This window comes from Micromonospora nigra (assembly GCF_900091585.1).
GTDB classification, from domain to species: Bacteria; Actinomycetota; Actinomycetes; order Mycobacteriales; family Micromonosporaceae; genus Micromonospora; species Micromonospora nigra.
Map to the genome: position 1 here is coordinate 1,776,358 of NZ_FMHT01000003.1, position 24,079 is coordinate 1,800,436.

The window sequence follows — 24,079 nt, forward strand, 5'->3', positions numbered from 1 at the left end:
CGGCGCGGGGCCCGGCCGAGCGGCCGGGCCCCGCGCCGGTCAGGAGGCGGCGGAGGTACGCACCAGGGTGCGGATCTGACGCAGCAGCACCGACAGTGCCGCCAGGTCCGCCCGGGACTCGTCGAACTCTCCCATCGCCCGCTGGGCGCGGTGGATCGAGGTCGCGTTCGACTGCTCCCACTGCTGCACCCGCTCCTGCGGGGGCAGGTCGGCCGGGGTGGCCTCCAACACCTCCGCGGTGAGCGCCGCCAGCGCGGCGTACAGGTCGTAGCGCAGCGCCATCCGGGCGAGGGTCTGCCAACGGTCCTCCCGCGGCAGCAGCGAGATCTTCGACAGCAGCGAGTCCACCCGGAACCGGTCCGAGATGACGAAGTAGACCGACGCCACCTCTCCGACGTCCCGGCCGGTGCCGGTGGCCGTCTCCACCACGTCCAGCAGACCGAAGCCGTACATCAGGCGGGTGGCCTGCTCGGCCAGCCCACGCGGCAGCCCCCGGCCGGTCATCGTGTCGATGTGTGCCGCGAGGGACTCCCGCTCGCTGCCGTAGAAGCGCTCCTCCAGATCCGGCAGCAGCCGGGCCACCCCGTCGCGGAGCCGGGCGATCTCGGCCGGCACGTCGATCGGCGAGCGACGGTTCGTCACCAGCCAGCGCACCGACCGGTCCAGCAGCCGCCGGGTGTCCAGGTAGACGGCGGTCTGCACCTCCGGGTCGACCCGGTTGTCCAGGGCCTCCACCGCGGCCCACAGGTCACGCAGCCCGAACACCTCGCGGACCACCACGTACGCCCGGATGACGTCCGCCGCCGACGCCGCCGTCTCCTCGACCACCCGGAAGACGAACGAGATGCCGCCCCGGTTGATCGCCTCGTTGACCAGCACCGTGGTCACGATGTCGCGGCGCAGGCGGTGCTGGCCCATCCGGTCGGCGAACCGCTCCCGCATCGGCGTCGGGAAGTAGTTGACCAGGACGTCGGTCGTCCACTCCTCGTCGGCCAGCCCCTCGGCGAGGATCTCCGTCTCGAGCACGATCTTGACGTACGCGAGCAGCACCGCGAACTCCGGCGCGGTCAGCCCCGACTCGGCCCGCACCGCCAGCTCCTCGTCCGGCGGCAGTGCCTCCAACGCCCGGTCCAGCGCCCCCGAGCGTTCCAGCTCGCTGATCATCCTCCGGTGCACCGGGAGCAACGAGGCGGCCTGGGCCTGGGCGTTGTTGATCGCCCTGGCCTGGTCGTAGTTGTCCCGCAGCACCAGCTCCGCGACCTCGTCGGTCATCTGGGCGAGCAACTCGTCCCGCTCCGCCACGGTCAGCTCACCGTCGGCCACGGCGGTGTTCAGCAGGATCTTGATGTTCACCTCGTGGTCGGAGCAGTCCACGCCGGCCGCGTTGTCGATGAAGTCGGTGTAGATCCGTCCGCCCGCCAGGGCGTACTCGATCCGGCCGAGCTGGGTGCAGCCCAGGTTGCCGCCCTCACCGACCACCCGGCAGCGCAGGTCCTTGCCGTTGACCCGGATCGCGTCGTTGGACTTGTCGCCCACCTCGGCGTTGGTCTGGCTCGCCGCCTTGACGTAGGTGCCGATGCCGCCGTTCCAGAACAGGTCGACCGGTGCCGTGAGGATCGCCTTCATCAGCTCCTGCGGGCTGAGCCGGGTGACGTCCTCGTCGAGGCCCAGCACCGCGCGGACCTGCGGGCTGACCGGCACCGACTTGGCGGTACGCGCGAACACCCCGCCGCCGGCCGAGATCAGCTCCTGGTCGTAGTCCTCCCACGACGAGCGCGGCAGGTCGAACAGCCGCTTGCGCTCGGCGTACGAGACGGCGGCGTCCGGGTCCGGGTCCAGAAAGATGTGCCGGTGGTCGAAGGCCGCCACCAGCCGGATGTGCTCCGACAGCAGCATCCCGTTGCCGAACACGTCGCCGGACATGTCGCCCACGCCGACGACCGTGAAGTCCTCGGTCTGGGTGTCGTGCCCCAGCTCGCGGAAGTGTCGCTTCACCGACTCCCAGGCGCCCCGGGCGGTGATGCCCATCCCCTTGTGGTCGTAGCCGGCCGAACCGCCCGAGGCGAACGCGTCACCGAGCCAGAACTGCTGCGCCACGGAGATCTCGTTGGCGATGTCGGAGAAGGTCGCGGTGCCCTTGTCGGCCGCCACCACCATGTACGGGTCGTCGCCGTCGTGCCGCACCACGTCCTCCGGCGGCACGATCTCCCCGGCGACGATGTTGTCGGTGACGTCCAGCAACGCCGTGATGAACTGCTGGTAGCAGACCACCGCCTCGTCCCGGTCGCCCGGCTTCTGCTTCAGCACGAAGCCACCCTTCGCACCCACGGGCACGATCACGGCGTTCTTCACCATCTGGGCCTTGACCAGGCCCAGCACCTCGGTACGGAAGTCCTCGCGCCGGTCGGACCAGCGCAGGCCGCCCCGGGCCACCGGCCCGAACCGCAGGTGCACGCCCTCGAACCGGGGCGAGTACACGAAGACCTCGAACTTCGGCCGGGGCGCCGGCAGGTCCGGGATGGCCTGCGGGTCGAGCTTGAACGCCACGTACGGCTTCGGCCGCCCGGCCAGCGGCTTGGCGTAGAAGCTGGTACGCAGGGTGGCCTGGATCAGCGTCAGGTACGACCGCAGGATCCGGTCCTGGTCGAGGCTGGCCACGTCGTCCAAGGCGGAGTGGATCTCGGCGATCAGTTCCTTGCTCTGCTGCTGGCGTTGCTCGGCGGTCGTCGACCCGGGTGCGAACCGGGCCTCGAAGAGCCGCACCAGCAGCGCCGCCACGTGCGGGTACGCGATGAAGGTCGACTCCATGTAGTCCTGGGAGAAGACCGTGCCGGCCTGCCGCAGGTACTTCGCGTACGCGCGCAGCACCACCACCTGCCGCCAGGTGAGGCCCCCGTGCAGCACCAGCTCGTTGAAGCCGTCCACCTCGGCCTCGCCCCGCCACGCCGCCGCGAAGGCGTTCTCCACGTGCGGGCGCACCTCGGCCAACTGCTGGTGCCCCTCGGGCAGGCGCAGCCCGAAGTCGTACAGCCAGATCCGGCCGTCGACGCGTTCCACCTCGTACGGGTGCTCGTCGACCACCTTCACGCCGAGGGAGTGCAGCACCGGCAGTACGGCGGAGAGCATCATCGGCTCGCCGTACCGGTAGACCTTGAACCGCACGTTCATCGACTCGTCGACGCCGCGACCGCCCGCGCGCGGCGCGAGCTGCTTGCGGAACAGGTGCATCTCCAGCTGGCCGGGCTCCTCCAGCAGTTCCAGCTTCGCCAGGTCCTTCATCGCCTCGTACGGCGTGTGGCCGTCCTTGTAGCCCTCCGGGAACGCGTCGGCGTACCGGGCGAACAGGTGCTTGGCCTGCTCGTCGCCGAGCTTGCGCTCCAGCACCAGCCGGTAGTCGTCGTCCCACAGCCGGGTGGCGTCGGCCAGCTCCTCGGCGAGCAGGTCCGCGTCGATCTCGCCGGGCGGGTCCGTCGGGTCGGTACGGACGATGAAGTGCACCCGGGCGAGCATCGACTCGGTGACCCGGGTGGTGTAGTCCACCCCGATGCCGTTCAGCTCGCGCAGCAGGATGTCCTGCATGCGCAGCCGGTTCTGGGTGGTGAACCGGTCCCGGGGCAGGTAGATCAGGCAGGAGATGAACCGCCCGTAGGCGTCCCGGCGCAGGAAGACCCGCAACTGCCGGCGGCCCGCCATCCGCAGCACGCCGATCACCGCGTGGTACAGGTCGTCGGTCTTGATCTGGAACAGCTCGTCGCGCGGATAGGTCTCCAGGATCTGGAGCAGGTCCTTGCCGGAGTGGCTGCGCTGGGACAGGCCGGAGCGGTCCAGCACCTCCGCCACCTTGCGCCGCACCACCGGCAGCTCCTGCACGCTGGTGCGGTACGCCGCCGTGGAGAACAGGCCCAGGAAGCGGCGTTCCCCCACCACCTGGCCGGCGTCGTCGAAGATCTTGAAGCCGATGTAGTCCAGGTAGGCCGACCGGTGCACCGTGGCCCGGGAGTTCGCCTTCGTGATGATCAGCAGGCGCTTCTCGGTGACCTTCTCGTGCGCCTCCGGCGTCATCGACGACAGGGCCCGGGCCTCCGGCGAATCCTGCCGCAGGATGCCCAGGCCCGTGCCCAGCACCGCCTCCAGCGCGGGACCGCCCTCCGCCGAGCCCGGCACCAGCCGGTACTCCCGGTAGCCGAGGAAGGTGAAGTGGTCGTGGGCGAGCCAGCGCAGCAGCTCCACCGAGTCGGTGATGTCCTTCTCCGGCACCGGCGGACGGTTGTCGGAGGTCCGGGCGTCGGCCAGCTCGTCGGCGAGCGCCATCGCCCGCTGCCGCATCTTCGGCCAGTCCTCCACGGCCTCCCGCACGTCGGTCAGCACCCGCTGCAACTCGCGGCGCAGCTTGTCGCGCTCCTCCGGGTCACGGACCGGGTCGATCTCGATGCGCATCCAGCTCTCGACCAGGTCGCCCGCGATCGCGTCGTCGGGTTCGACGTCGGCGGAGACCTCGGTGAGCCGGCCCAGCGGCTCCCGGCGGACCACCACCAGCGGGTGGACCAGCAGGTGCACGTCGAGGTGGTGGGAGTTCAGCAGGGCCGTCACCGAGTCGACCAGGAACGGCATGTCGTCGGTGACGATCTCGACGACGCTGTGGTGCTGGTCGGCGTCCGGGGAGTGGATGCGCAGCTTCAGCTCGCCGGGCACCCGCTGCTGGGCCAGGTCGCGATGCGCGCGGGCCGCGTCGAGCATCTCCTCGGCGGTGAAGCCGATCAGCTCCTCGTCGGGCGCGAACCGCCAGAAGCGGCCCACCAGGGTGGCCGCGTCGTGGTCGTCGCCGGCGAGCGCGACGGCCTGGGCGACCAGGCGCTCGGCGTTGGGCACCGGCTCGTCGAGTTCGGCATCCTCCAGGTCGTCGCCCAGCGCCTCCGCGGGCAGACCAAGGTCGTAGAGGGTGTCGATGCTCGAACCGGTCATCCCGGTCACGCCTGTGTCGATCCGGCCGAAGCCGTCCGAATCGGTTGCCGAATCGAAGTTGTCGTCCCGGCCGGTGTCAACCTGCCGGGTGTCGGGTCCCGGTTTCGTAGCCGGACGCCGGTCCATCGGTGCCACTCCCCTCGACCCACCGCGTTGTGGGTCACTCTGCCGCCCAGCCTAGGCCCTACCGTTCGGGCCCTCCGTCGGTGGACCACTGGCCGGACGTCCGGATCGGGACTTGTCGTCCTTTCACCCGTGCGGGTACGAGGTCGGCCGGATCCGGGAATACCCCGCCTCCCGTTGTTCATCACACCGTCCCGGCTCCCTCTTTGCACGTGAGCGCCCTCGGTGGGGGACATTGCGGACGGCGCGACCGTACTAGCGTGCGGGGGCAGCACCGAACCGGAGGGACCGCCGATGCACCAGCCGTACCCCCACCACCGCTCCCGGCTGGCGGCGTTCGCCGCCTGCCTGGTGGCCGCGGCCACCCTCACCGCCTGCTCCGGCGAGGACGGGCCGCAGCGCAGCGTGGACGCGTTCCTGGCAGGCTGGCGCTCGGGCGACCTGCGGGCCGTGGGCCTGGTCGACCCGACCGGTGCGAAGGTCCCGGCCGACGCCGTGTCCCGGGAGATCCGCGAACTCTCCGGCGAACTGGCGGACACCCCGCCCACCCTCACCCGGCAGGGCGACCCGACGATCACCCGGGACACCGCCACCGCGACCGTCCGGGTGGAGTGGACCCTGCCCGGTGACACCCGCTGGGCGTACGAACGGCCGGTCCGGCTCACCCGGGGTCGGGACGACCAGTGGCAGGTGATCTGGGAGCCGAAGGTCGTGCAGGAACAGCTCACCCGCGGTGACCGGCTGGGTCTGCGCCGCGATCCGGCGGCCCGGGCCGCCGTGCTCGACGGCTCCGGCCGTCCCATCGTGGCGCCCCGCGCGGTGGTACGGGTCGGGGTCCAGCCCGACGCGGTCGCCGACGTGGGGGCGCTGACCCGCCAACTGGACGCCGCCTTCCGTGCCGTCCGGCCGGCGATCACCCCGCCGGTCGACCTGTCCGGCCTGCCGGAACGGCTCGCCGAGGCGGAACCGGGCGCGTTCGTCGAGGTGGTGGTCCTGCGCGACGAGGCGTACCGGCAGATCAAGCCGAGGATCTACGACCTGCCGGGCACCAGGTTCATCGCCGACGAGCTCGACCTGGCCCCGACCCGTGAGTTCGCCCGCGCGGTCCTCGGCACGGTCGACCCGGCGCAGGCCGACGACCTGGCGAGGTTCCCCGACCGGTACTCCCCGGGCGACCTGGTCGGCCACGGCGGGCTGCAGGGCCGGTGGGACGAACGGCTGCGCGGCACCCCCGGGCTCACCGTCGTGGTGGAACGCCCCGCCGGCGACGGCATTCTGGCCCCCACCGGCGCCGAGCCGTTCCGCCGCGAGCCGCAGCAGGGCCGACCGGTGCGCACCACCCTCGACCCGGCGACCCAGAACGCCGCCGACCGGGCCCTGCGCGGGCAGCAGCGGCGCTCGGCCCTGGTGGCCGTGCGGATCAGCGACGGCGCGGTGCTCGCCGCCGCCAACGGTCCCGGCGCGGCCGGCGAGAACCTGGCCTTCACCGCGCAGGTGCCTCCCGGTTCCACCTTCAAGATGGTCAGCGCACTGGGGCTGGTGGAGCGGGGAGCCGTCACCCCCGACACCACCGTCGGCTGTCCGAAGACCTTCACCGTCGACGGGCGGGCCTTCCGGAACTCCAACGACTTCGCCCTCGGGGCGGTGCCGTTCCGCACCGACTTCGCGAAGTCGTGCAACACCGCCTTCGCGGCGCTGGCGCCGAAGCTCGGCCCGGACGGGCTCGCCGTGACCGGCCGCTCGCTCGGGCTGGAGGCCACCTGGGACGTCGGCCTGGACGCGTTCACCGGCCGGGTCTCCGCCAACGGCGGCGCTACCGAGCAGGCCGCCGCCGCGATCGGGCAGGGCACCACGCTGGTCAGCCCGCTGGCGATGGCCTCGGCCACAGCCGCGGTCGCCCGGGGCCGGTTCGAACAGCCGACGCTGCTGCTCGACCCGGCCCCCGCCCAGCCCGCCGCGTCGGGGCCGGAACTGAAGGCCGAGGCGGTGGCGGCGGTCCGGGCGATGATGCGTGAGGTCGTCACGGCCGGCACCGGGAGCGCGCTCCGGGACGTGCCGGGCGGGCCGGTGCACGGCAAGACCGGCACCGCGGAGTACGACGACGACCCGGCGAACACCCATGCCTGGTTCGTCGGCTGGCAGGACGACGTGGCCGTGGCCGTGTTCGTGGAGAGGGGCGGGTCGGGCAGCGGCACGGCGGTGCCGATCGCGGAGCGGTTCCTCCGCGCCCTGCCCCGCTGACCCCGGCCGAGAGACCTCGCCGGGGCGGCACCGGGTGTCGGTTCGCGGCCGACCGCCGTCGGGTTCCCCGGCCGGCCCGGTGAGCGGTGGTGTCCGTCGGCCGTCTCCGGGCCGGGCGGTGCTGGTCAGGCGATCTCCGCACCGGGTACGGCGGTCGGCTCCCCGTCGGGCTTCGGCACCCGGCGCAGCAGGCCCGGACCGGCGGCCGCGGGTGGACCGACCGGCTCCCAGCCGGGGCCGACCGCGTGATCGACCGCCCGGTCGACGCCGGCGGCCCTCTCGACATCGGCGGCCCGGTCGACGCCGGCGTCGGCGGCCGGAGCGGCGGTGTGGTCCGTGGTGCGGTCGACCGCCGGGTCGACGGTGTCATCGGCTTCCGGCACCGTGCCGTCCGACGCCTCGGCCGCCACGGTGGACCTTCCGCCGGCCGCGGCCGGCGGCGTCGGCCGCCCGTCCGCTCGGCGGGGTGCCGGGGTCCGCGGGTCGGGCGGCTCGGCGAGCAGCCGGGGCGGCCGCGCCGAAGGCGCGGTGACCGGCCGGAGCCCGGCCACCACCGTGTTGACGATCTCGGCCGCGTACGCGCCGTCCGGGTCGTAGTCGGGGTCGAAGACGGTCAACTCGACGCCGAGGCAGTGCGGGGTGTCGACCAGCCCGGACAGCAGGATCTCCAGCTCGGCGAAGGCGATCCCGCCCGGGTCGGGAGCGTCCACCGCCGGCATCACCGCCGGGTCGAGCACGTCCACGTCGACGTGCACCCAGTAGCCGGCGCAGTCGGCGAGCTGCTCGTGGGCCCACTGCGCGGTGCGGGCCGCGCCCTCGGCACGCAGCGCCGGCACCGGCCGGGTGGTGATCCCGGCGGCCTGGAGGTCGAGGCGGTACTCGTCCTGGGCCCGGATGCCGAGCACCACCACGTCGATGTCCCGGAAGTACGGTCGGCGACCCTCGATGGCCGCCAGGTCGGCCTGCCCGCGCCCGGTGACCAGGGCGAGGTCCTCACCGGCCGCCGCGCCCACGTAGGAGGCGTTGCCCGGGTGCCGGAAGTCGGAGTGGCCGTCGACGAAGACCAGGCCGATGCGACCGCCGACCGCCTCACCGAGCCGGTGCATGGCCAGCGCGGAACCGAGCAGGACGGAGCAGTCCCCGCCGAGGACCAGCGGAAACTCGCCACGGTCGATGATCGCGCCGATCCGGTCGGCGAGGGCCGTCGAGTAGTCGGCGATCTCCCGGGCGTGGCACACCCCGTCGCCGGGTCGCCAGCCGCCCGGGTCGTAGCGGGGCGCGGTCAGGTGCCCCGCATCGCGGGCCCGCAGGCGGGCCAGCAGGCCGTGGTCACGCAACGCTCCCGGCGCCTTGCCGCAGCCGGGGACCGAGGTGGGGGTGGGTGGGCGCAGGCCAAGGTTGGTGGGCGCGTCGAGGACGGCGATCCGGCGCATCATGGGCTCCCGTCCTCAGGTGTCGGGCGGGCCGGCCGGAACGCCGGCCCGCGCTGGCGTATGTCGTGCTCAGAACAGGGCGCTGGCCAGAGCCCGGCGGGCGGAGGCGACCGCGGGGTCGTCGGGGCCGGCGATGGTGAACAACGAGACCAGGTGCTGGCGTACCTTCTCCCGGTCGTCACCGGCGGTGCGCCGGACCAGACCGACGAGCCGCTGGTAGGCCTGCTCGGCCATGCCGCTGAGCACCTCGACGTCGGCGGCCAGGAGCTGCGCCTCGACGTCGTCGGGGTTGGCCTGGGCGGCGGCGAGCGCGGCCCGCGGGTCGGTGCCCCCGACCCGACGGGCGAGGCCGACCTGGGCCAGGCCCGCCTCGGCCGTGGGGTCCGCCGGGGTCTCGGCGAGGATCTTGCGGTACGCCTGCTCGGCCGCGTCGAGGTCGCCGCTCATCAGGGCGTCGTCGGCCTCGTCCAGCCGGGGGTCCTCCGGCTCGGCCACGGTGACGCCGCCGGCCTTGAGCACCGCCTGGAGCCACTGGCGCAGCTGCGCCTCGGGCACCACGCCGGAGAACGCGTCGACCGGCTGACCGCCGACCACCGCGTAGACCATCGGGATGCCCTGCACCCGGAACATCTGGGCGAGGCGGGGATTGGCGTCCACGTCGACCTTGGCGAGCACCCAGGCGCCGCCACCCTCGACGGCCAGCCGCTCCAGCATCGGGGAGAGCTGCTTGCACGGCTGGCACCACTCGGCCCAGAAGTCCACCACGACCGGTGTGCTCAGCGAGCGCTCCAGCACCTCCGACTGGAAGGTCGCCTCCGTCACGTCGATGACGGTGACGCCTCCGCCGCCGGGGACACCGGCGGGCAGATCCGCCGACGGGGCGGCCTGGCTGGGGGCGGTGGAGGGGCGGGCGGGGGCAGGGGTGGGGGTGCGCAGCGCGCTGAGGTCGACCGCGCCGCGGGTGAAGATCGACGAGGTGATCCGTGGGTCGCTCATGGTTACCTAGTCTCGCATGCTGGCGGCCCAACTCCGATCAACCGCGACGCCGACAGTTGCACCTGTCACGCCCTCACCCGGCCCTGCTCACCACCCACTCCCGCCGGCCCCGACGATCGTCGGGGCCGGCGGGAGTCGGGCGGTGCGTCAGAAGCGGGCGGGTTCGCGGTAGACACCCCACTCCGCGCGCAGGGCGTCGCAGATCTCGCCGAGGGTGGCCTCGGCGCGGGCGGCGTCGAGCATCGCCGGAATCATGTTCCCGCCGCTGCGGGCGACCTCCACCATCCGCGTCACGGCCGCCCGGACGGCAGCGTCGTCGCGGGCCGCCTTGCGCTCGGCAAGGACCCGGCGCTGTTCCACCTCCACCTCGTGTGAGATGCGCAGGATCTCGAGGTCCTTGGCGATCGTGCCGGTGTGGCAGTTGACCCCGACGATCCTCTTGTCGCCCTTCTCGAGCGCCTGCTGGTACACGAAGGCGGATTCGGCGATGTGGCCGGTGAACCAGCCGTCCTCGATGCCGCGCAGGATGCCGGAGGTCATCGGGCCGATCGTGTGCGGGCCCTCGCCACCGAGTTGCCGGATCCGAGCGAAGATCTCCTCCGCCTCCGCCTCGATCTTGTCGGTGAGCGCCTCGACGTACCAGGAGCCGCCGAGCGGGTCGGCGACGTTGGTGACCCCGGTCTCCTCCATCAGCACCTGCTGCGTCCGCAGGGCGATCTCCGCCGACTCGTCGGTCGGCAGCGCGAGCGTCTCGTCCAGGGCGTTGGTGTGCAGTGAGTTGGTGCCGCCGAGCACCGCCGCGAGCGCCTCGACAGCCGTACGGACGACGTTGTTGACCGGCTGCTGCGCGGTCAGCGACACCCCGGCGGTCTGGGTGTGGAACCGCAGCCAGAGCGCCTTCTCGCTGGTGGCCCCGTAGACGTCGCGCAGCCAGCGGGCCCAGATGCGGCGGGCGGCGCGGAACTTGGCGATCTCTTCGAAGAAGTCGACGTGCGAGTCGAAGAAGAAGCTCAGTCCGGGGGCGAAGACGTTGACGTCCAGGCCGCGGGAGAGCCCCAGTTCGACGTACCCGAAGCCGTCGGCGAGCGTGTACGCCAACTCCTGCGCGGCCGTCGAGCCGGCCTCGCGGATGTGGTAGCCGGAGACCGACAGCGGCTTGTAGCGGGGGATCTCCCGCGCGCAGTACTCCATCAGGTCGCCGATCAGGCGCAGGTGGGGCTCGGGGTCGAACAGCCACTCCTTCTGCGCGATGTACTCCTTGAAGATGTCCGTCTGGAGCGTGCCGTCCAGCGTGGACAGGTCGGCGCCCTGCCGCTCGGCGGCGACCAGGTACATGCAGAACACCGGCACCGCGGGGCCGGAGATGGTCATGCTCGTGGTGACCCCGGCCAGGTCGATGCCGTCGAAGAGGGCCTCCATGTCGGCGGCCGTGTCGATCGCGACGCCGCAGTGGCCCACCTCGCCGAGGGACTGCGGGTCGTCGGAGTCGCGCCCCATCAGCGTGGGCATGTCGAAGGCGACCGACAGGCCGCCCCCGCCGGCACCGAGGATCATCTTGTAACGCTCGTTGGTCTGCTGCGCGTTGCCGAAGCCGGCGAACTGCCGGATCGTCCAGGTCCGCCCCCGGTAGCCCGTCGGGTACAGGCCCCGGGTGTACGGGAACTCGCCCGGCCAGCCGATCCGCTCGAAGCCCGGGTACGCCACCCCCTCGGGGGGCCCGTAGACCGGGTCGACAGGCATCCCGGAGAGCGTGGTGAAGTCGGCGTCCCGCTTGCGCGCGGCGTCGTAGCGGGCCTGCCAGCGGGCCCGTCCGGCGGCGATCTCGTCGGCGTTCATCCCCGGGGCTCCTCCTCGAGTCCTCGACTGCACCCCGAGTGTAGAGGCCCGCCTGAACGATCGCTAAGGAACTTCGTACCGGCGGGTAACCCGAGGTGCGGGAACGCTCAGGTCGAGGGCGCCGCCCCCGGCTCGCCGAGCGCCACGTCGTCCACCCGGATGTTGATCTCGTCGACCCGCAGCCCGTACGCCTCGACCGCCTCGGTCACCTTCGCCCGCACCCCGGCCGTCACCTCCGGCACCGCGTGCCCGGCCGTGATCACGATGACCAGGTTGACCACCGCCGCACCGTCCGCGACGTGGGCCGAGCAGCCCCGACGGGCGTCGCCGACCTGGTCGAGCCCGACCCGGTCGAGCATCGCGTTGACGAACCGGGCCACGTCGCCGCCCAGCTCCGCCACGCCCGGCACCGACCGGGCCGCGATCACGGAGATCTTCTCCACCACCTCGTCGGAGACGTGCGTCGCCCCGCCCGCCACCGCGGCCGGCGTCACCGCCAGCTCCCGCGTCACCTCGTCGCCCATGGTCTCCCGCCCGCTCGCACCGCCGCACGCCCGTCGCGCGGCGGTGCGAGCGTACTCATCACGGGTCCGGTGTGGACGCCTCAGGGGCGATGGCGGCGAGCAGTTCGTCGGCCGCCGCGTACGGGTCGAGGGCACCCTCGGCGACCCGCGCGGCGAGGGCCGGCAGGTGCGTACCCTCACGCAGCGAACCGATCCGGGCGCGAAGGGCACCGAGCGCGATGGCCTCGACCTCGGCGGCGGCCCGCGCCTCCTGCCGGCGGCGCAGCTCGCCGTGCTCGACCAGCCAGCCCCGGTGCTTGTCGATCGCGGCGGCGATGTCGTCGATCCCCTCGCCCCGGGCCGCGACCGCGCGGACCACCTGCGGTCGCCACTGCCCCGGCCCACGCTCACCCAGGGCGATCATGCCCTGGATGTCGCGCACCGTGGCGTCGGCGCCGTCCCGGTCGGCCTTGTTGACCACGAACACGTCGGCGATCTCCAGGATCCCCGCCTTGACCGCCTGGATCGCGTCGCCCATGCCGGGGGCGAGCAGCACCAGCGTGGTGTCCGCGAGGGAGGCGACCTCGACCTCGGCCTGCCCCACCCCGACGGTCTCCACGAGCACCACGTCGCAGCCGGCACCCTCCAGCACCCGCACCGCCTGCGGGGTGGCCGCCGACAGCCCGCCGAGGTGGCCCCGGCTGGACATGGAGCGAATGTAGACCCCGGGGTCGGTGGCGTGGTCCTGCATCCGGACCCGGTCACCGAGGATCGCCCCGCCGGTGAACGGGCTCGACGGGTCGATGGCCAGCACGCCGACCCGGTGGCCGCGGGCGCGCAGGGCCCGCACCAGCTCGTTGGTGGTGGTCGACTTGCCCACCCCGGGGGATCCGGTCAGACCGACCACCTGGGCCTGCCCCGCATAGGGCGCGAGCGCCGCCGCGATGCGCGGCAGCGTCTCGTCGCCGGACTCGACCAGGGTGATCAGCCGGGCCACCGCCCGGGGGTCGCCCGCCCGGGCCCGTTCCACCAGCAGGGGTACGTCCCGGCTGCGACGCACCGGAACGGTGGCCGTGGCCGGGGCGTGGTCGACGGGGTTGGTCACCGCGCTCACTGCCCGCTCTCGGCACCCGCCGGCACGTGGATGATCAGGGCGTCGCCCTGCCCGCCGCCGCCGCACAGCGCCGCCGCGCCGGTGCCGCCGCCCCGGCGCTGGAGTTCCAGCGCGAGAGTCAGCACCAGGCGGGCACCGGACATGCCGATCGGGTGGCCCAGCGCGATCGCGCCGCCGTTGACGTTGACCTTGTCCGGGCTGACCCCGAGGTCACGGGTGGACTGGATACCGACCTGGGCGAACGCCTCGTTGATCTCGATCAGGTCGAGGTCCTCGATGCCCAGCCCGCCCTTGCGCAGCGCGTGGGTGATGGCGTTGGCCGGCTGCGAGTGCAGGGAGTTGTCCGGGCCGGCGACGTTGCCGTGCGCACCGATCTCGGCCAGCCAGGCCAGCCCCAGCTCCTTGGCCTTGGCCTTGCTCATCACGACCACGGCGGCGGCACCGTCGGAGATCGGCGACGAGCTGCCGGCGGTGATGGTGCCGTCGGAGGCGAACGCGGGGCGCAACCTGCCGAGCGACTCGGCGGTGGTGTCCGGCCGGATGCCCTCGTCCTCGCTGATCACCAGCGGGTCGCCCTTGCGCTGCGGGATGACCACCGGGGTGATCTCGTCGGCGAAGTGGCCGTTCTTCTGCGCCGCGGCGGCCCGCTGGTGGCTGGTGGCGGCGAACTCGTCCTGCTCCTGCCGGCTGATCCCGTGCCGCGCGCCGTGCCGCTCGGTGGACTCACCCATCGAGCAGCAGTCCCAGGCGTCGCTGAGGCCGTCGAGGGCCATGTGGTCCTTCACCACGACGTCGCCGTACTTGTAGCCGCCACGCTGACCGAGCAGCAGGTGCGGGGCGTTGGTCATCGACTCCATGCCGCCGGCGACCACGACGTCGAACTCGCCGGCCCGGATCAGTTGGTCGGCCAGGGCGATCGCGTCGAGGCCGGACAGGCACACCTTGTTGATGGTCAGGGCCGGCACCGACATCGGGATGCCCGCCTCGACGGCCGCCTGACGGGCCGGGATCTGCCCCGCACCGGCCTGGAGCACCTGCCCCATGATCACGTACTGCACCTGGTCGGGGGCGACGCCGGCACGCTCCAGGGCGGCCTTGATCGCCACACCGCCGAGCTTCGTCGCCGGAAGATCCTTGAGGTTGCCCAGCAGGCGCCCCATCGGGGTCCGCGCGCCGCTGACGATCACCGAAGCCATGCCTGCCTCCGAGGGGGTGCCGACCTGTACGCCTTAACGATTGTTCGGTCAGACTAGCGTCATGGCTGAGAACTCCCCCGTCGAGCCCGCTGCCGACTTTGTCACAGACGTCGGACTGCGTCGCATCGACCACGTCGGTGTCGCGGTCGTCGACCTGGACGCTGCGATCGACTTCTACCAGCGGACGTTCGGGATGCGCTGCGTCCACACCGAGACCAACACCGAGCAGGGCGTCCGTGAGGCGATGCTGGCGGTGGGACCGACGGCCGAGGGCGGCTTCGTGCAACTGCTCGCCCCGCTGACGCCGGAGAGCACCATCGCCAAGTTCCTCAACCGCAACGGTCCGGGCGTGCAGCAGGTGGCGTACACGGTCGCCGACATCGACGTCGCCTGCGCGGCGCTGCGCGAGCGCGGGATGCGCCTGCTGTACGAGGCCCCGAAGCGGGGCACCGCCGGGTCGCGGGTCAACTTCGTCCACCCGAAGGACGCCGGGGGCGTGCTGGTCGAACTGGTGGAGCCGGCCGCCGACCACTGACACCGGTGCGGCACACAGCCCAGGTCGCGGTGCCCCGGGCACCCCGGCACCGCGACCTGGCGCACCCGCCGACCCATCCGCCGATGCACTTTTTCACACAGGACTTCCGACCCTAGCTACCGTTCAGTAACGTCCGCCCCACAGGAGCGCGACCGGCCCGGATGTGTCGGACACCGACATGGCGGCGGGCGCGCACCGGTGCCGACGATGGCAGCACAGGCCCGCGCGGGACGCGGGGAGAACCGGAGGTCACCGTGCAGGACATCCTCGAAGCGATCATGTCGGCGGAGGGGTCGTCGGACCCCGGTCGGGAGTTGGCCGGCATCGCCGGCCTGCCGGTACCGGAGAGCTACCGGGGTGTCGTGGTACGCGCCGAGGACACCCGGATGTTCGACGGCCTGACCACCCGCGAGAAGGACCCGCGCAAGGCGCTGCACCTGCAGGAGGTGCCGACCCCACAGCTCGGCCCGGGTGAGGCCCTCGTCGCCGTGATGGCCAGCGCGATCAACTACAACACCGTGTGGACCAGCATCTTCGAGCCGCTGTCCACCTTCAAGTTCCTCCAGCGCTACGGCCGCACCTCGGAGCTGGCCAGCCGGCACGACCTGCCGTACCACGTGGTCGGCTCGGACGCCGCCGGCGTGGTCCTGCGGGTCGGCCCCGGCGTCAGCCGCTGGAAGCCCGGCGACGAGGTGGTGGCCCACTGCCTGTCGGTGGAGCTGGAGGACGCGGCCGGCCACGACGACACCATGCTCGACCCGCAGCAGCGGATCTGGGGCTTCGAGACCAACTTCGGCGGCCTGGCCGAACTGGCCGTGGTCAAGGCCAACCAGCTGATGCCCAAGCCGGCCCACCTGAGCTGGGAGGAGGCGGCCAGCCCCGGCCTGGTCAACTCCACGGCGTACCGACAGCTCGTCTCCCACCACGGCGCGAACATGAAGCAGGGTGACGTGGTGCTGATCTGGGGCGCCTCCGGCGGCCTGGGCAGTTACGCCACCCAGATGGCGCTCGTCGGCGGGGCGATCCCGGTCTGCGTGGTCTCCTCGCCGGAGAAGGCCGAACTGTGCCGGAAGATGGGCGCCGAGCTGGTCATCGACCGGTCGGCGGAGGGCTTCCGGTTCTGGAAGGACGAGCAGACCCAGGACCAGGACGAGTGGCGCCGCTTCGGCGAGCGGATCAGGGAGCTGACCGGCGGCGAGGACCCGGACATCGTCTTCGAGCACCCGGGCCGGGAGACCTTCGGCGCGAGTGTCTACGTGACCAAGCGCGGCGGCACGATCGTCACCTGCGCCTCCACCAGCGGCTTCCTCCACCAGTACGACAACCGCTACCTGTGGATGCACCTCAAGCGCATCGTGGGCAGCCACTTCGCCAACTACCGCGAGGCGTGGGAGGCGAACCGGCTGGTGGCCCTGGGGAAGGTCCACCCGACGGTGTCGAGGACGTACCCGCTGGAGCAGACCGGCCAGGCCGCGTACGAGGTGCACCGCAACGCGCACCAGGGCAAGGTCGGCGTACGCTGCCTGGCCCCGACCGACGGCCTGGGGGTACGCGATCCGGAGCGGCGCGCCCGGCACGAGTCGGCGATCAACCGGTTCCGGGGGCGCTGACGGAACGGACGATGCGCCGGTGACCATTACGGCGAGCGACGATTGGGCTTTCATCCGGCCGGCCGGGCACGTATTCACGTGATCGGCCGACCGGATGCCAAAGGGCCGCGGGACGATAACCCCCGCGGCCCTTTTCCCGTCAGCGCGCGTGCTGCCCGTCCTGCCCGGGACCTGCCAAGATCGCCCTTTGGTCCGACCGTCGACGGGCGACGAGTTGACCATGTATTTCGGACGTCAAAGCCGGGCCCCGCTCTTGCGAAGCACCCTGGTGCGTCTGCCAGTATGTCCCAATGCCCCAGCAGCAGTCCTCCCCTCTCGCGTTCTTCGATAACGCGAACTCGCAGCCCGACTTCACCGTTGGCCTGCGCGGATACAACACCGGTCAGGTCGACGACTTCATCGGTCGGCTGAACGCCGCGCTCTCCCAGGCCACCAAGGACCGCGCCGACGCCGAGCAGGCGCTCAACGACGCCCAACGCCGGCTCCGGCAGTCCGAGCAGCGACTGTCCGCTCTGGAGCAGAAGCTCTCCGACACCAGCAAGCAGCTCGAGGAGAACAGCCGGCCCACCCTCTCCGGCCTGGGCACCCGGGTCGAGCAGATCCTCCGGCTGGCCGAGGAGCAGGCCAACGACCACCGCAACGAGGCCAAGCGCGAGTCGGAGGGCATCCTCTCCGCCGCCCGCCTCGAGGCGCGGGAGATCACCGACAAGGCGCGCGCCGAGGCCGCGGCCATGAAGGCCACCGCCGAGCGCGAGGCCGGCTCCGTGCGTACCGCGTCGGAGCGGGAGGCCGCCGAGGTTCGCGTCCAGGCGCGTCGCGAGGCCGACACCCTGCGCGCGGACGCCGAGCGCGAGACGAAGCAGCTTCGCACGGTCACCGCGCACGAGGTGGCCGAGCTGAAGAGCACCGTGGAGCGGGAGGTCGCCACCCTGCGCGCCACCGCCGAGCGGGAGATCACCCAGCAGCGGGCGAAGGCCGCGCGGGAGGCCGAGGAGAAGCGCGCCGAGGCGACCAAGCTGCTCACCGACGCCCGCGACAAGCGGGACAAGGACCTCCAGGCTCTCGAGCTCCAGCTCGCCGAGCGCCGGGAGAAGGCCGAGCGCGAGGAGTCGGAGCGGCACGCCGCCCAGGTGGCGCAGACCCAGAAGCTGGTCAACGAGGCCGAGCAGCGGGCCCGGGCCGCGCAGGAGCGGGCCAAGGAGATCGAGCAGCGCGCCGAGGCCCGCCGGGTCGAGTCGGAGCGCACGGCGACCGAGACGGTCGAGAAGGCCAAGGCGCTGGCCGACAAGACCCTCGGCGAGGCGCGTGCCGAGGCGCAGCGCCTGCTCACCGAGGCCCGCACCGAGGCCGAGCTGACCACCCAGGCGGCCCGCCGCGAGGTCGAGGACCTCACCCGGCAGAAGGACGCCGTCACCTCCCAGCTCGGGCAGATGCTCTCCGGCCTCGCCGGGATCGTGCCGGGGGTGCCCCCGGCCGCCGCGGCGGCCAAGCCGGAGGCGAAGAAGGCCGACGGTGCCGACGAGAAGGTGAACGCCGACGCGTCCAACTGACCGGCCCAGCCGGGGCATGACAACGGCGCGGGGTGACACCGGGTGACCGGTGGCGCCCCGCGCCGTACGCGCTTCCGGGCCGTCCGGCAACCGAGAGTGAACTACCTCCCAACAGGGGCGTCCGTATCGCCCCAGCAGGGCCCGGTGCGTGTGAGGATGAGGGCATGTCGCACGGCGAGGAACTGTTCGCTCTCGGCGGGGATGTGACCACGGAGCCCAGCTTCGAGTCCGCTCTGCGGGGGTACGAGAAACGACAGGTCGACCGGTATGTCGCTCGTGCGGAGCACGAGATCGCCGCCCTGACTGCGGAGCGGGAACAGGCGTACACACAGATCCACAAGCTGGCCGGTCAGGTGGAGGTGCTCCAGCGCGACCTCGCTCAGACGCACCGGCCCGGGGCCACTGTCGACCGGGCGGCCTTCCGGCACCTCGGTCCCCGGGTGGAGCAGATCCTCACCCTCGCCGAGGAGCAGGCCGAGGACATCGTCTCCGCCGCGAACGAGGAGATCCAGGCCCGTCGCGCCGCCGCCGAGCACATCATCGCCGACGCCCGTGCCGAGGCCGGCAAGGCGTTGAAGGACTTCGAGATCGCCCTCGCCGCCCGGCGCGCCGAGGAGGAGCGGCACACCGCCGCCCGCCGCAGCGAGTCGGACAGTGCGCTCAAGGCCGCCAAGGAGGAGGCGGCCAGGCTGCGCAGAACCGCCGAGGAGGCGCTCGCCAAGGCCCAGCAGGAGGCCGTCCAGCTACGGGACGCCGCCAAGGAGATCCACACCCGGGCCCAGCAGGAGGCGAACCGGCTGCGTGAGACGGCCCGCGAGGCGCACGCCACGGCCCAGCGCGAGTCGGCCGAGCTGCGCGAGGCGGCCAAGGAGGTGCACGCCAAGGCGCGCGAGGAGGCCAAGCGCCTCGTCGACCAGGCCACGGAGGCCGGTCGGGCCACGCATGCGAAGGCCAGCCGGGAGGCCAAGCAGATCATCGACGACGCCTCCGAGGCTGGCCGGGCGGCCCGCGACAAGGCCCGCCAGGAGGCCGAGCGGCTGACCACGCAGGCCGCCGAGGCGGCGAAGCGCAGCCGCGCGGAGACCGAGGCGTACGTGCAGCGCATGCGCGGCGAGACCGAGGCGTACGTGCAGCAGACCCGGACCCAGACACAGCAGGAACTCGGCGCCTGGCGGGCCGGCGTGGAGGAGGAGGTCAACAGCCGGCGGGAGGCAGCCGACCGCGAGCTGGCCCAGCGCCGGGCGACCGCCGAGCAGGAGTTCACGGCCCGCCGCGACGAGCTGGAGAAGCAGTACAAGGCCCGGGTCGCGGAGTTGGACGGGCAGCACACGGCCCGCGCCGCTGAGCTGGAGTCCGGCTTCGAGGAACGTCGCGCCGCGCTGGAGGCCGAGTACACGGCCCGGAAGAACGAGATCGAACAGGGTGCCGCCCGGATCCGCGAGGCCGCCGAGCAGGACGCGGTGACGATGCGCCGCGAGGCGGAGGAGCAGTCGGCGGAGCTGTTGCGCCGGGCCGAGGCCGAGGCAGCCGACAAACGTCGCCAGGCCGACGAGCACGTCGCGACCTCCCGGCGGCAGTTCGAGGAGTACGCGGCCACCACCCAGCAGCACCTGGCAACGACGCAGCAGCACCTCGCGGCGACGCAGCAGGAGGCGGCGGCGGGCCGCCAGCAGTTGGCGAAGGTCATGCTGGAGATCGCGCATGCCCAGCAGCAGCTCGCCGACCTGCGGCAGGAGACGTGGGAGTCCCGGCAGGAGTCCGACAACCTGCAACGGCAGCTGATGGAGCTGCGCCTCCAGGCGACCTCGGCCGGCGACGGTCCGGCCCCGGCGGTCGACGGCGGCGCGCCTCCGCCTTCCGGAGACGCGGGCACGACGCTGGCCAAGCCGACGGCCGAGCCCGTCACGACCCTCGACGGGGGTGCCGCGAGCGCCGGCGTGGACGGCGAGCCGACGGTCGCCGCGGTGCCCGGTGAGGGTGGCCGGGGGGCGACGCCGACGAAGATCACCAGCACCGGCGAGAACGGCAAGCGGCCGACGAAGCCGACCACCGACGAGCGCAGCGCGAAGCCCAGCACGGTCTCCGTCGAGAGCGAGTAACCCGGTGGTCCCGCCACCGGATGCGGCCCCGGGGGTGGTGGGCCCGCTGGCCGGGTCATCTTCCCGCTCGGGACCGCGACGGCAGGGAACCGGCCCGCAGTGCGAACCGGCCCCACCGACCCGGGTCACCACGAACTGACGGGCCGGTCGGTGACGGGCCCGTCAGTCGTACGACGTCAGAGGTCACGCGTTGATCGGTACCAGAAGCCAGCGCTGCTTGGCGCCGCCCCAACAGTCCCAGATCATCGCCCGGGCCCCGTGGACGAGGCCGTTGCCGGTGATGTCCAGGCACCTCTGGGTGAGCTGGTTCCTGATCTCGTGGTAGCCGTTCGCGAACTCCTGGAGTCGCCAGCGCTGCTTGGCGCCGCCCCAGCACGCCCACTGCATCGCGAGCGCGCCCTGGTCGAGGCCCGACCCCGCCACGTCGAGACACCGCTGACTGTTGAGCGGACGGATGTCGTAGTAGCCGTAGCCGACGTCGACGAACCGCCACTTCTGGTGGGCGGCACCCCAGCAGTCCGCCACCACGACCGCCACTCCGTCGCCGTTTCCGGCGTTCGCGACGTCCAGGCACCGAGAGGGGACGGCCTGGGATCTGATCTCGTAGTACTGACCGGGTACGGGGACGATCAGCGGTGCGACCCTCGCGCCGCCCGCCCGGGCCGAATGGGCAGGAACTGCACCGAAAGCCATTACCATGACCGTCGCAAGCGCGACGATCCCGAGAGCCTTTCCGATCCTTTTCATGATTGTCGCAACACCCCATTCTTTCGAGGACGTCGGTTCGGGACGCGAGAGCGTCGGTTCGGGACGGCGCCGCCGCACGGATCCAGGCTGACCGGCCGTGCTCGTCCGCTCGTGAGATCCGGCCAGCCAGGCGCAGGTCAAAAGCTACCTGTGAGGTGAGTCGATGTCGTGAGTAGCGCGGCACTCAAGAGCCAGTCACCCCACAGTACGGTCGGGAGGGCTGGGCGTTCCCGGCTGCGGTGTCGGACGGGTTCGCGACGGCGACGGCCGAACGGGACGGTACCTGGTTGGTGGGGCCACACCGCCCGTACGCCCGACGCCAGCGCCATCACGAGGACCGAAACAAGACACTTCCGCATTGACGCTGTTGTATCGCCTCTACCGACATTAACCTTCGCACATGAGGCGAGCGTGGCCGTTCGCGGGGCGTCAGGAAGAGTTGCAGAAGATCGGCACCGCCATCCGTGCCGGCGCAGGGCACGGCATCATGCTGGCCGGGCCGGCCGGGGTGGGAAAGACCAGGCTGGCGCGCGAGGCGGTCGCGCTGGCGGGCCACCGGGGAGTCACCACTGGCTGGGTCACCGGTACGGCGTCGTCGCGCAGGCTTGCCCTGGGGGCGTTCACCGGACTACTCGGTGGCCTGCGCGGTGACCCCACCGTGCTCGTGGCCGAAGCCGTTGGCGCCTTCCGGTCGAATGCGAGCGACGGTCAGGTGGTCCTCGGGGTCGACGACGCCCACCTGCTGGACGAGATGTCGGCGCTCCTGGTGCACCAACTCGTCGTACAGGCCGCGGTGGTGGTGGTGGCCACCGTACGTACCGGCGAGGCGGTACCGGACCTCGTCACCCGCCTGTGGAAGGACGGCCACCTCGAACGGCTGGAGGTGGGGCCGCTCGGGCAGCAGCAGACCGGAGCCCTGTTGGAGGCGGTGCTGGGCGGCCCCGTGGAGCGGACGACTGTGGGCCGGGTGTGGGAGTTCACCCGAGGCAACCTGTTGTACCTGCGGCACTTCGTCGTCGGGGAGGTGGAGGCCCGCCGACTGCAGTCGGTCCGGGGGATCTGGCGATGGTCCGGCGGGGCGCTGATATCACCCGGATTGACAGATCTGGTGACGATCCGGATGGGCGAGTTGACCGAGCCGGAGTCTCTGGTGGTCGACGTGCTCGCCCTCGCAGAGCCGTTGGATGTCCGCCTGCTCGCCGGGCTCACCGACCCGGCTGCGATCGAACGGGCCGAAGAGGACGGCCTCATCCACGTCGAAGCTGTCGGGCGACACCTCGAAGCCAGGCTGGCACATCCCCTCTTCGGAGAGGTCAGGCGCGCCCGCATGGGAACACTGCGGGCGCGGCGACTGCGTGGACGGGTCAGTCGGGCGCTCGCTGACGCCGGGTGCCACCGGGCCGACGACATCCTCCGTCGCGCCGTGCTGGCCGTGGACTCGGATCTGGAGCCGGACCGGCAGCTGTTGATCGAGGCGGGCCGCCGTGCCGGCCAGCTGTGTGACCTCCCCATGGCGGTACGGCTCGGGCGCGCGGCGCAGGCGGCCGGCGGCGGATTCGAAGCAGCCATGATCGTGTTGGGAGCCTTCAACGGGCTGAGTCGTCCATCCGGCGCCGACTTCGCGGTGCTGACGGCGACCGCCGGGACAGATGCCGAGCTGGTCCGGGCCACGATGGCTCAGGCCATCGACCTGGCGTGGATGGCATTCCGGCCCGCCGAGGCGGAGGCGATCCTCGATGCCGCCGAGTCCCAGGTCGCCGGGGATGACGGCCGACGGCAGCTCTTGGCGCTACGGGCGTTGTTCGACGGACAACTCGCCCGCCCGGTCCGAGCGATCGAGGCCGCGGCGAGGGCACTCGAATCCCCGCTGCTGCCCGACGAATCGGTCCTCCTCGCCACGACCGGATACGTCATCGGCCTGGCCACCGTCGGCCGGGCCGACGAGCTCGCCAGCCTGGTGGCACAGGGTACGACTGCGGCGGGCCGCGCGGCGCAGTACGCCTTCCTGCGGTTTCCGCTGATCACCGCGCAGCTGCTCGGCCTGCGCCTGGCGGGCTACCTCGGGGAGGCCGCCGACGTGGCGCACAGGTGTTGGGAGTCGGCCCGGGGCCTGGAGCTCCCGACGGCGATCGCCAGCCTGCTGGTGGGAGACGTGCTCCTGGCCCAGGGCCGGCCGGTCAGCGCCCTACGCTGGCTGCGTGAGGCGTACGCCGGGTTCGAGCCGTTCGACCGGGCTGGTGGCTTCGAACATGTCTGCCTGATCCCCCTGGTCCGCGCGCTGGCTCTCGCCGGTGAACTGACGGCCGCGACAGAGGCGGCGGCGAAGCTGCGTGCCCAGGAACACCCGATGATCCGGTGCCTCCGGCCGGACATGCTGCTGTCACAGGCGTGGCTGGCTGCGGCGCAGGGCGTGTCCAGTGAGGCGGTCGCGCTCGCGTGGGAGGCCGCGTCGGTGGCGGCGGCGACCGGGCAGTCCGCCCACGAGGTCCTGGCGCTGCACACGGCGACGTGCCTCGGCGACCGGTCAGCCGTCGAGCGGCTCACCGCGTTGACCCGTCAGGTGCACGGCCCGCGCGCACGGGCCGCCGCGGCGCACGCGATCGCGCTGGCTTCGGACAACGGCGACGCCCTCCGATCGGCCTCGGACCTGCTGGAAGCGATGGGAGACCGGCTGGCCGCCGCCGACGCGGCCGCACAGGCGACCGTCGCGTACCGCAGGGCGCACCAGCCCGGGGCCGCGCTTCAGGCTGAGGCGCGAGTACGACGGCTGATCCAGGACTGCGAGGGGATCGGGACCCCGACGACGAGGGCCACGGGCCGCCCGCTGCCCCTCACCGGGCGTGAACGGGAGATCGGCACGCTGGCCGCGCAGGGCATGTCCAACCGGGAGATCGCGCACCGGCTGGTCGTGTCGGTGCGTACCGTCGAGAACCATCTGTACCGGATCAACACCAAACTCGGCCTCAGCAGCCGGGCAGCACTCGCCGACGTGCTGGGCGGCCACCCGGTCGGGGGCGCGGCGGCCACGACAGTTGAGTCGGGTGCCACGCTCGGCGAGGGTGGCCGGGAGGCGTGCCGGCACCCCCGGAACGCGCGGGACTCCGGGAGCGGCTCCCACTGACGCGGGCCGGGAC

General features: G+C 72.4%; 13 protein-coding genes and 1 pseudogene. 6 read left to right on the forward strand and 8 right to left on the reverse strand.

Going from position 1 to position 24,079, the window contains the following annotated elements:
* Window positions 1-39 precede the first annotated feature (39 nt).
* On the reverse strand, window positions 40-5,088 hold the full coding sequence (locus GA0070616_RS07365; RefSeq protein WP_091078371.1) for an NAD-glutamate dehydrogenase: 5,049 nt from the start codon (window positions 5,086-5,088) through the stop codon (window positions 40-42).
* A 291-nt stretch (window positions 5,089-5,379) separates the two neighbouring features.
* Between GA0070616_RS07365 and GA0070616_RS07370 the strand changes: the two genes are divergently transcribed.
* Window positions 5,380-7,326, forward strand: coding sequence for a penicillin-binding transpeptidase domain-containing protein (locus GA0070616_RS07370; protein WP_091078374.1), 1,947 nt, complete (start codon window positions 5,380-5,382; stop codon window positions 7,324-7,326).
* Window positions 7,327-7,667: 341 nt separating this feature from the next.
* Here the strand turns inward: GA0070616_RS07370 and GA0070616_RS07375 are convergent.
* The 6 genes and pseudogenes from GA0070616_RS07375 to GA0070616_RS07400 all read right to left on the reverse strand — a co-directional run.
* Window positions 7,668-8,762 (reverse strand): annotated as a pseudogene (locus GA0070616_RS07375) (arginase family protein); the annotation flags it as partial.
* Window positions 8,763-8,828: 66 nt separating this feature from the next.
* Complete coding sequence (locus GA0070616_RS07380; RefSeq protein WP_091078377.1) at window positions 8,829-9,755, reverse strand: tetratricopeptide repeat protein; 927 nt, start codon at window positions 9,753-9,755, stop codon at window positions 8,829-8,831.
* A gap of 147 nt (window positions 9,756-9,902) precedes the next feature.
* The gene (gene icmA / locus GA0070616_RS07385) at window positions 9,903-11,591 is read right to left on the reverse strand and encodes a coenzyme B12-dependent isobutyryl-CoA mutase large subunit (protein WP_091078381.1); all 1,689 of its coding nucleotides are present in this window, start codon (window positions 11,589-11,591) and stop codon (window positions 9,903-9,905) included.
* A gap of 107 nt (window positions 11,592-11,698) precedes the next feature.
* The gene (locus GA0070616_RS07390) at window positions 11,699-12,115 is read right to left on the reverse strand and encodes an Asp23/Gls24 family envelope stress response protein (protein WP_091078386.1); all 417 of its coding nucleotides are present in this window, start codon (window positions 12,113-12,115) and stop codon (window positions 11,699-11,701) included.
* 58 nt (window positions 12,116-12,173) lie between these two features.
* A complete protein-coding gene (gene meaB / locus GA0070616_RS07395; protein ID WP_091090144.1) occupies window positions 12,174-13,199 on the reverse strand; it encodes a methylmalonyl Co-A mutase-associated GTPase MeaB in 1,026 nt (341 codons plus the stop codon).
* Between the two features lie 5 nt (window positions 13,200-13,204).
* A complete protein-coding gene (locus tag GA0070616_RS07400) occupies window positions 13,205-14,404 on the reverse strand; it encodes an acetyl-CoA C-acetyltransferase (RefSeq protein WP_091078389.1) in 1,200 nt (399 codons plus the stop codon).
* 61 nt (window positions 14,405-14,465) lie between these two features.
* On the opposite strand from GA0070616_RS07400, the gene mce reads away from it, so the two are divergent.
* The 4 genes from mce to GA0070616_RS07420 all read left to right on the forward strand — a co-directional run bounded on the left by mce (window position 14,466) and on the right by GA0070616_RS07420 (window position 20,198).
* Window positions 14,466-14,939 carry a methylmalonyl-CoA epimerase gene (gene mce / locus GA0070616_RS07405; protein ID WP_091078392.1) on the forward strand — a complete coding sequence of 158 codons (474 nt, stop codon included), beginning with the start codon at window positions 14,466-14,468 and terminating at the stop codon, window positions 14,937-14,939.
* Window positions 14,940-15,193: 254 nt separating this feature from the next.
* Complete coding sequence (gene ccrA, locus GA0070616_RS07410; protein ID WP_091078395.1) at window positions 15,194-16,549, forward strand: crotonyl-CoA carboxylase/reductase; 1,356 nt, start codon at window positions 15,194-15,196, stop codon at window positions 16,547-16,549.
* Window positions 16,550-16,839: 290 nt separating this feature from the next.
* Window positions 16,840-18,099 carry a DivIVA domain-containing protein gene (locus GA0070616_RS07415; protein ID WP_091078399.1) on the forward strand — a complete coding sequence of 420 codons (1,260 nt, stop codon included), beginning with the start codon at window positions 16,840-16,842 and terminating at the stop codon, window positions 18,097-18,099.
* A 164-nt stretch (window positions 18,100-18,263) separates the two neighbouring features.
* Entirely contained in the window at window positions 18,264-20,198 is a 1,935-nt protein-coding gene (locus GA0070616_RS07420) for a hypothetical protein (RefSeq protein WP_091078402.1), read from the forward strand.
* A 183-nt stretch (window positions 20,199-20,381) separates the two neighbouring features.
* On the opposite strand, the gene GA0070616_RS07425 is transcribed toward GA0070616_RS07420, so the two are convergent.
* Window positions 20,382-20,945: an RICIN domain-containing protein gene (locus tag GA0070616_RS07425; RefSeq protein ID WP_342672260.1), complete on the reverse strand. Its 564-nt coding sequence runs from the start codon at window positions 20,943-20,945 to the stop codon at window positions 20,382-20,384.
* Between the two features lie 400 nt (window positions 20,946-21,345).
* Here GA0070616_RS07425 and GA0070616_RS07430 point away from each other — a divergent pair, with 400 nt between their 5' ends.
* The gene (locus tag GA0070616_RS07430) at window positions 21,346-24,066 is read left to right on the forward strand and encodes a helix-turn-helix transcriptional regulator (RefSeq protein ID WP_091078406.1); all 2,721 of its coding nucleotides are present in this window, start codon (window positions 21,346-21,348) and stop codon (window positions 24,064-24,066) included.
* The last annotated feature ends 13 nt before the right edge of the window (window positions 24,067-24,079 follow it).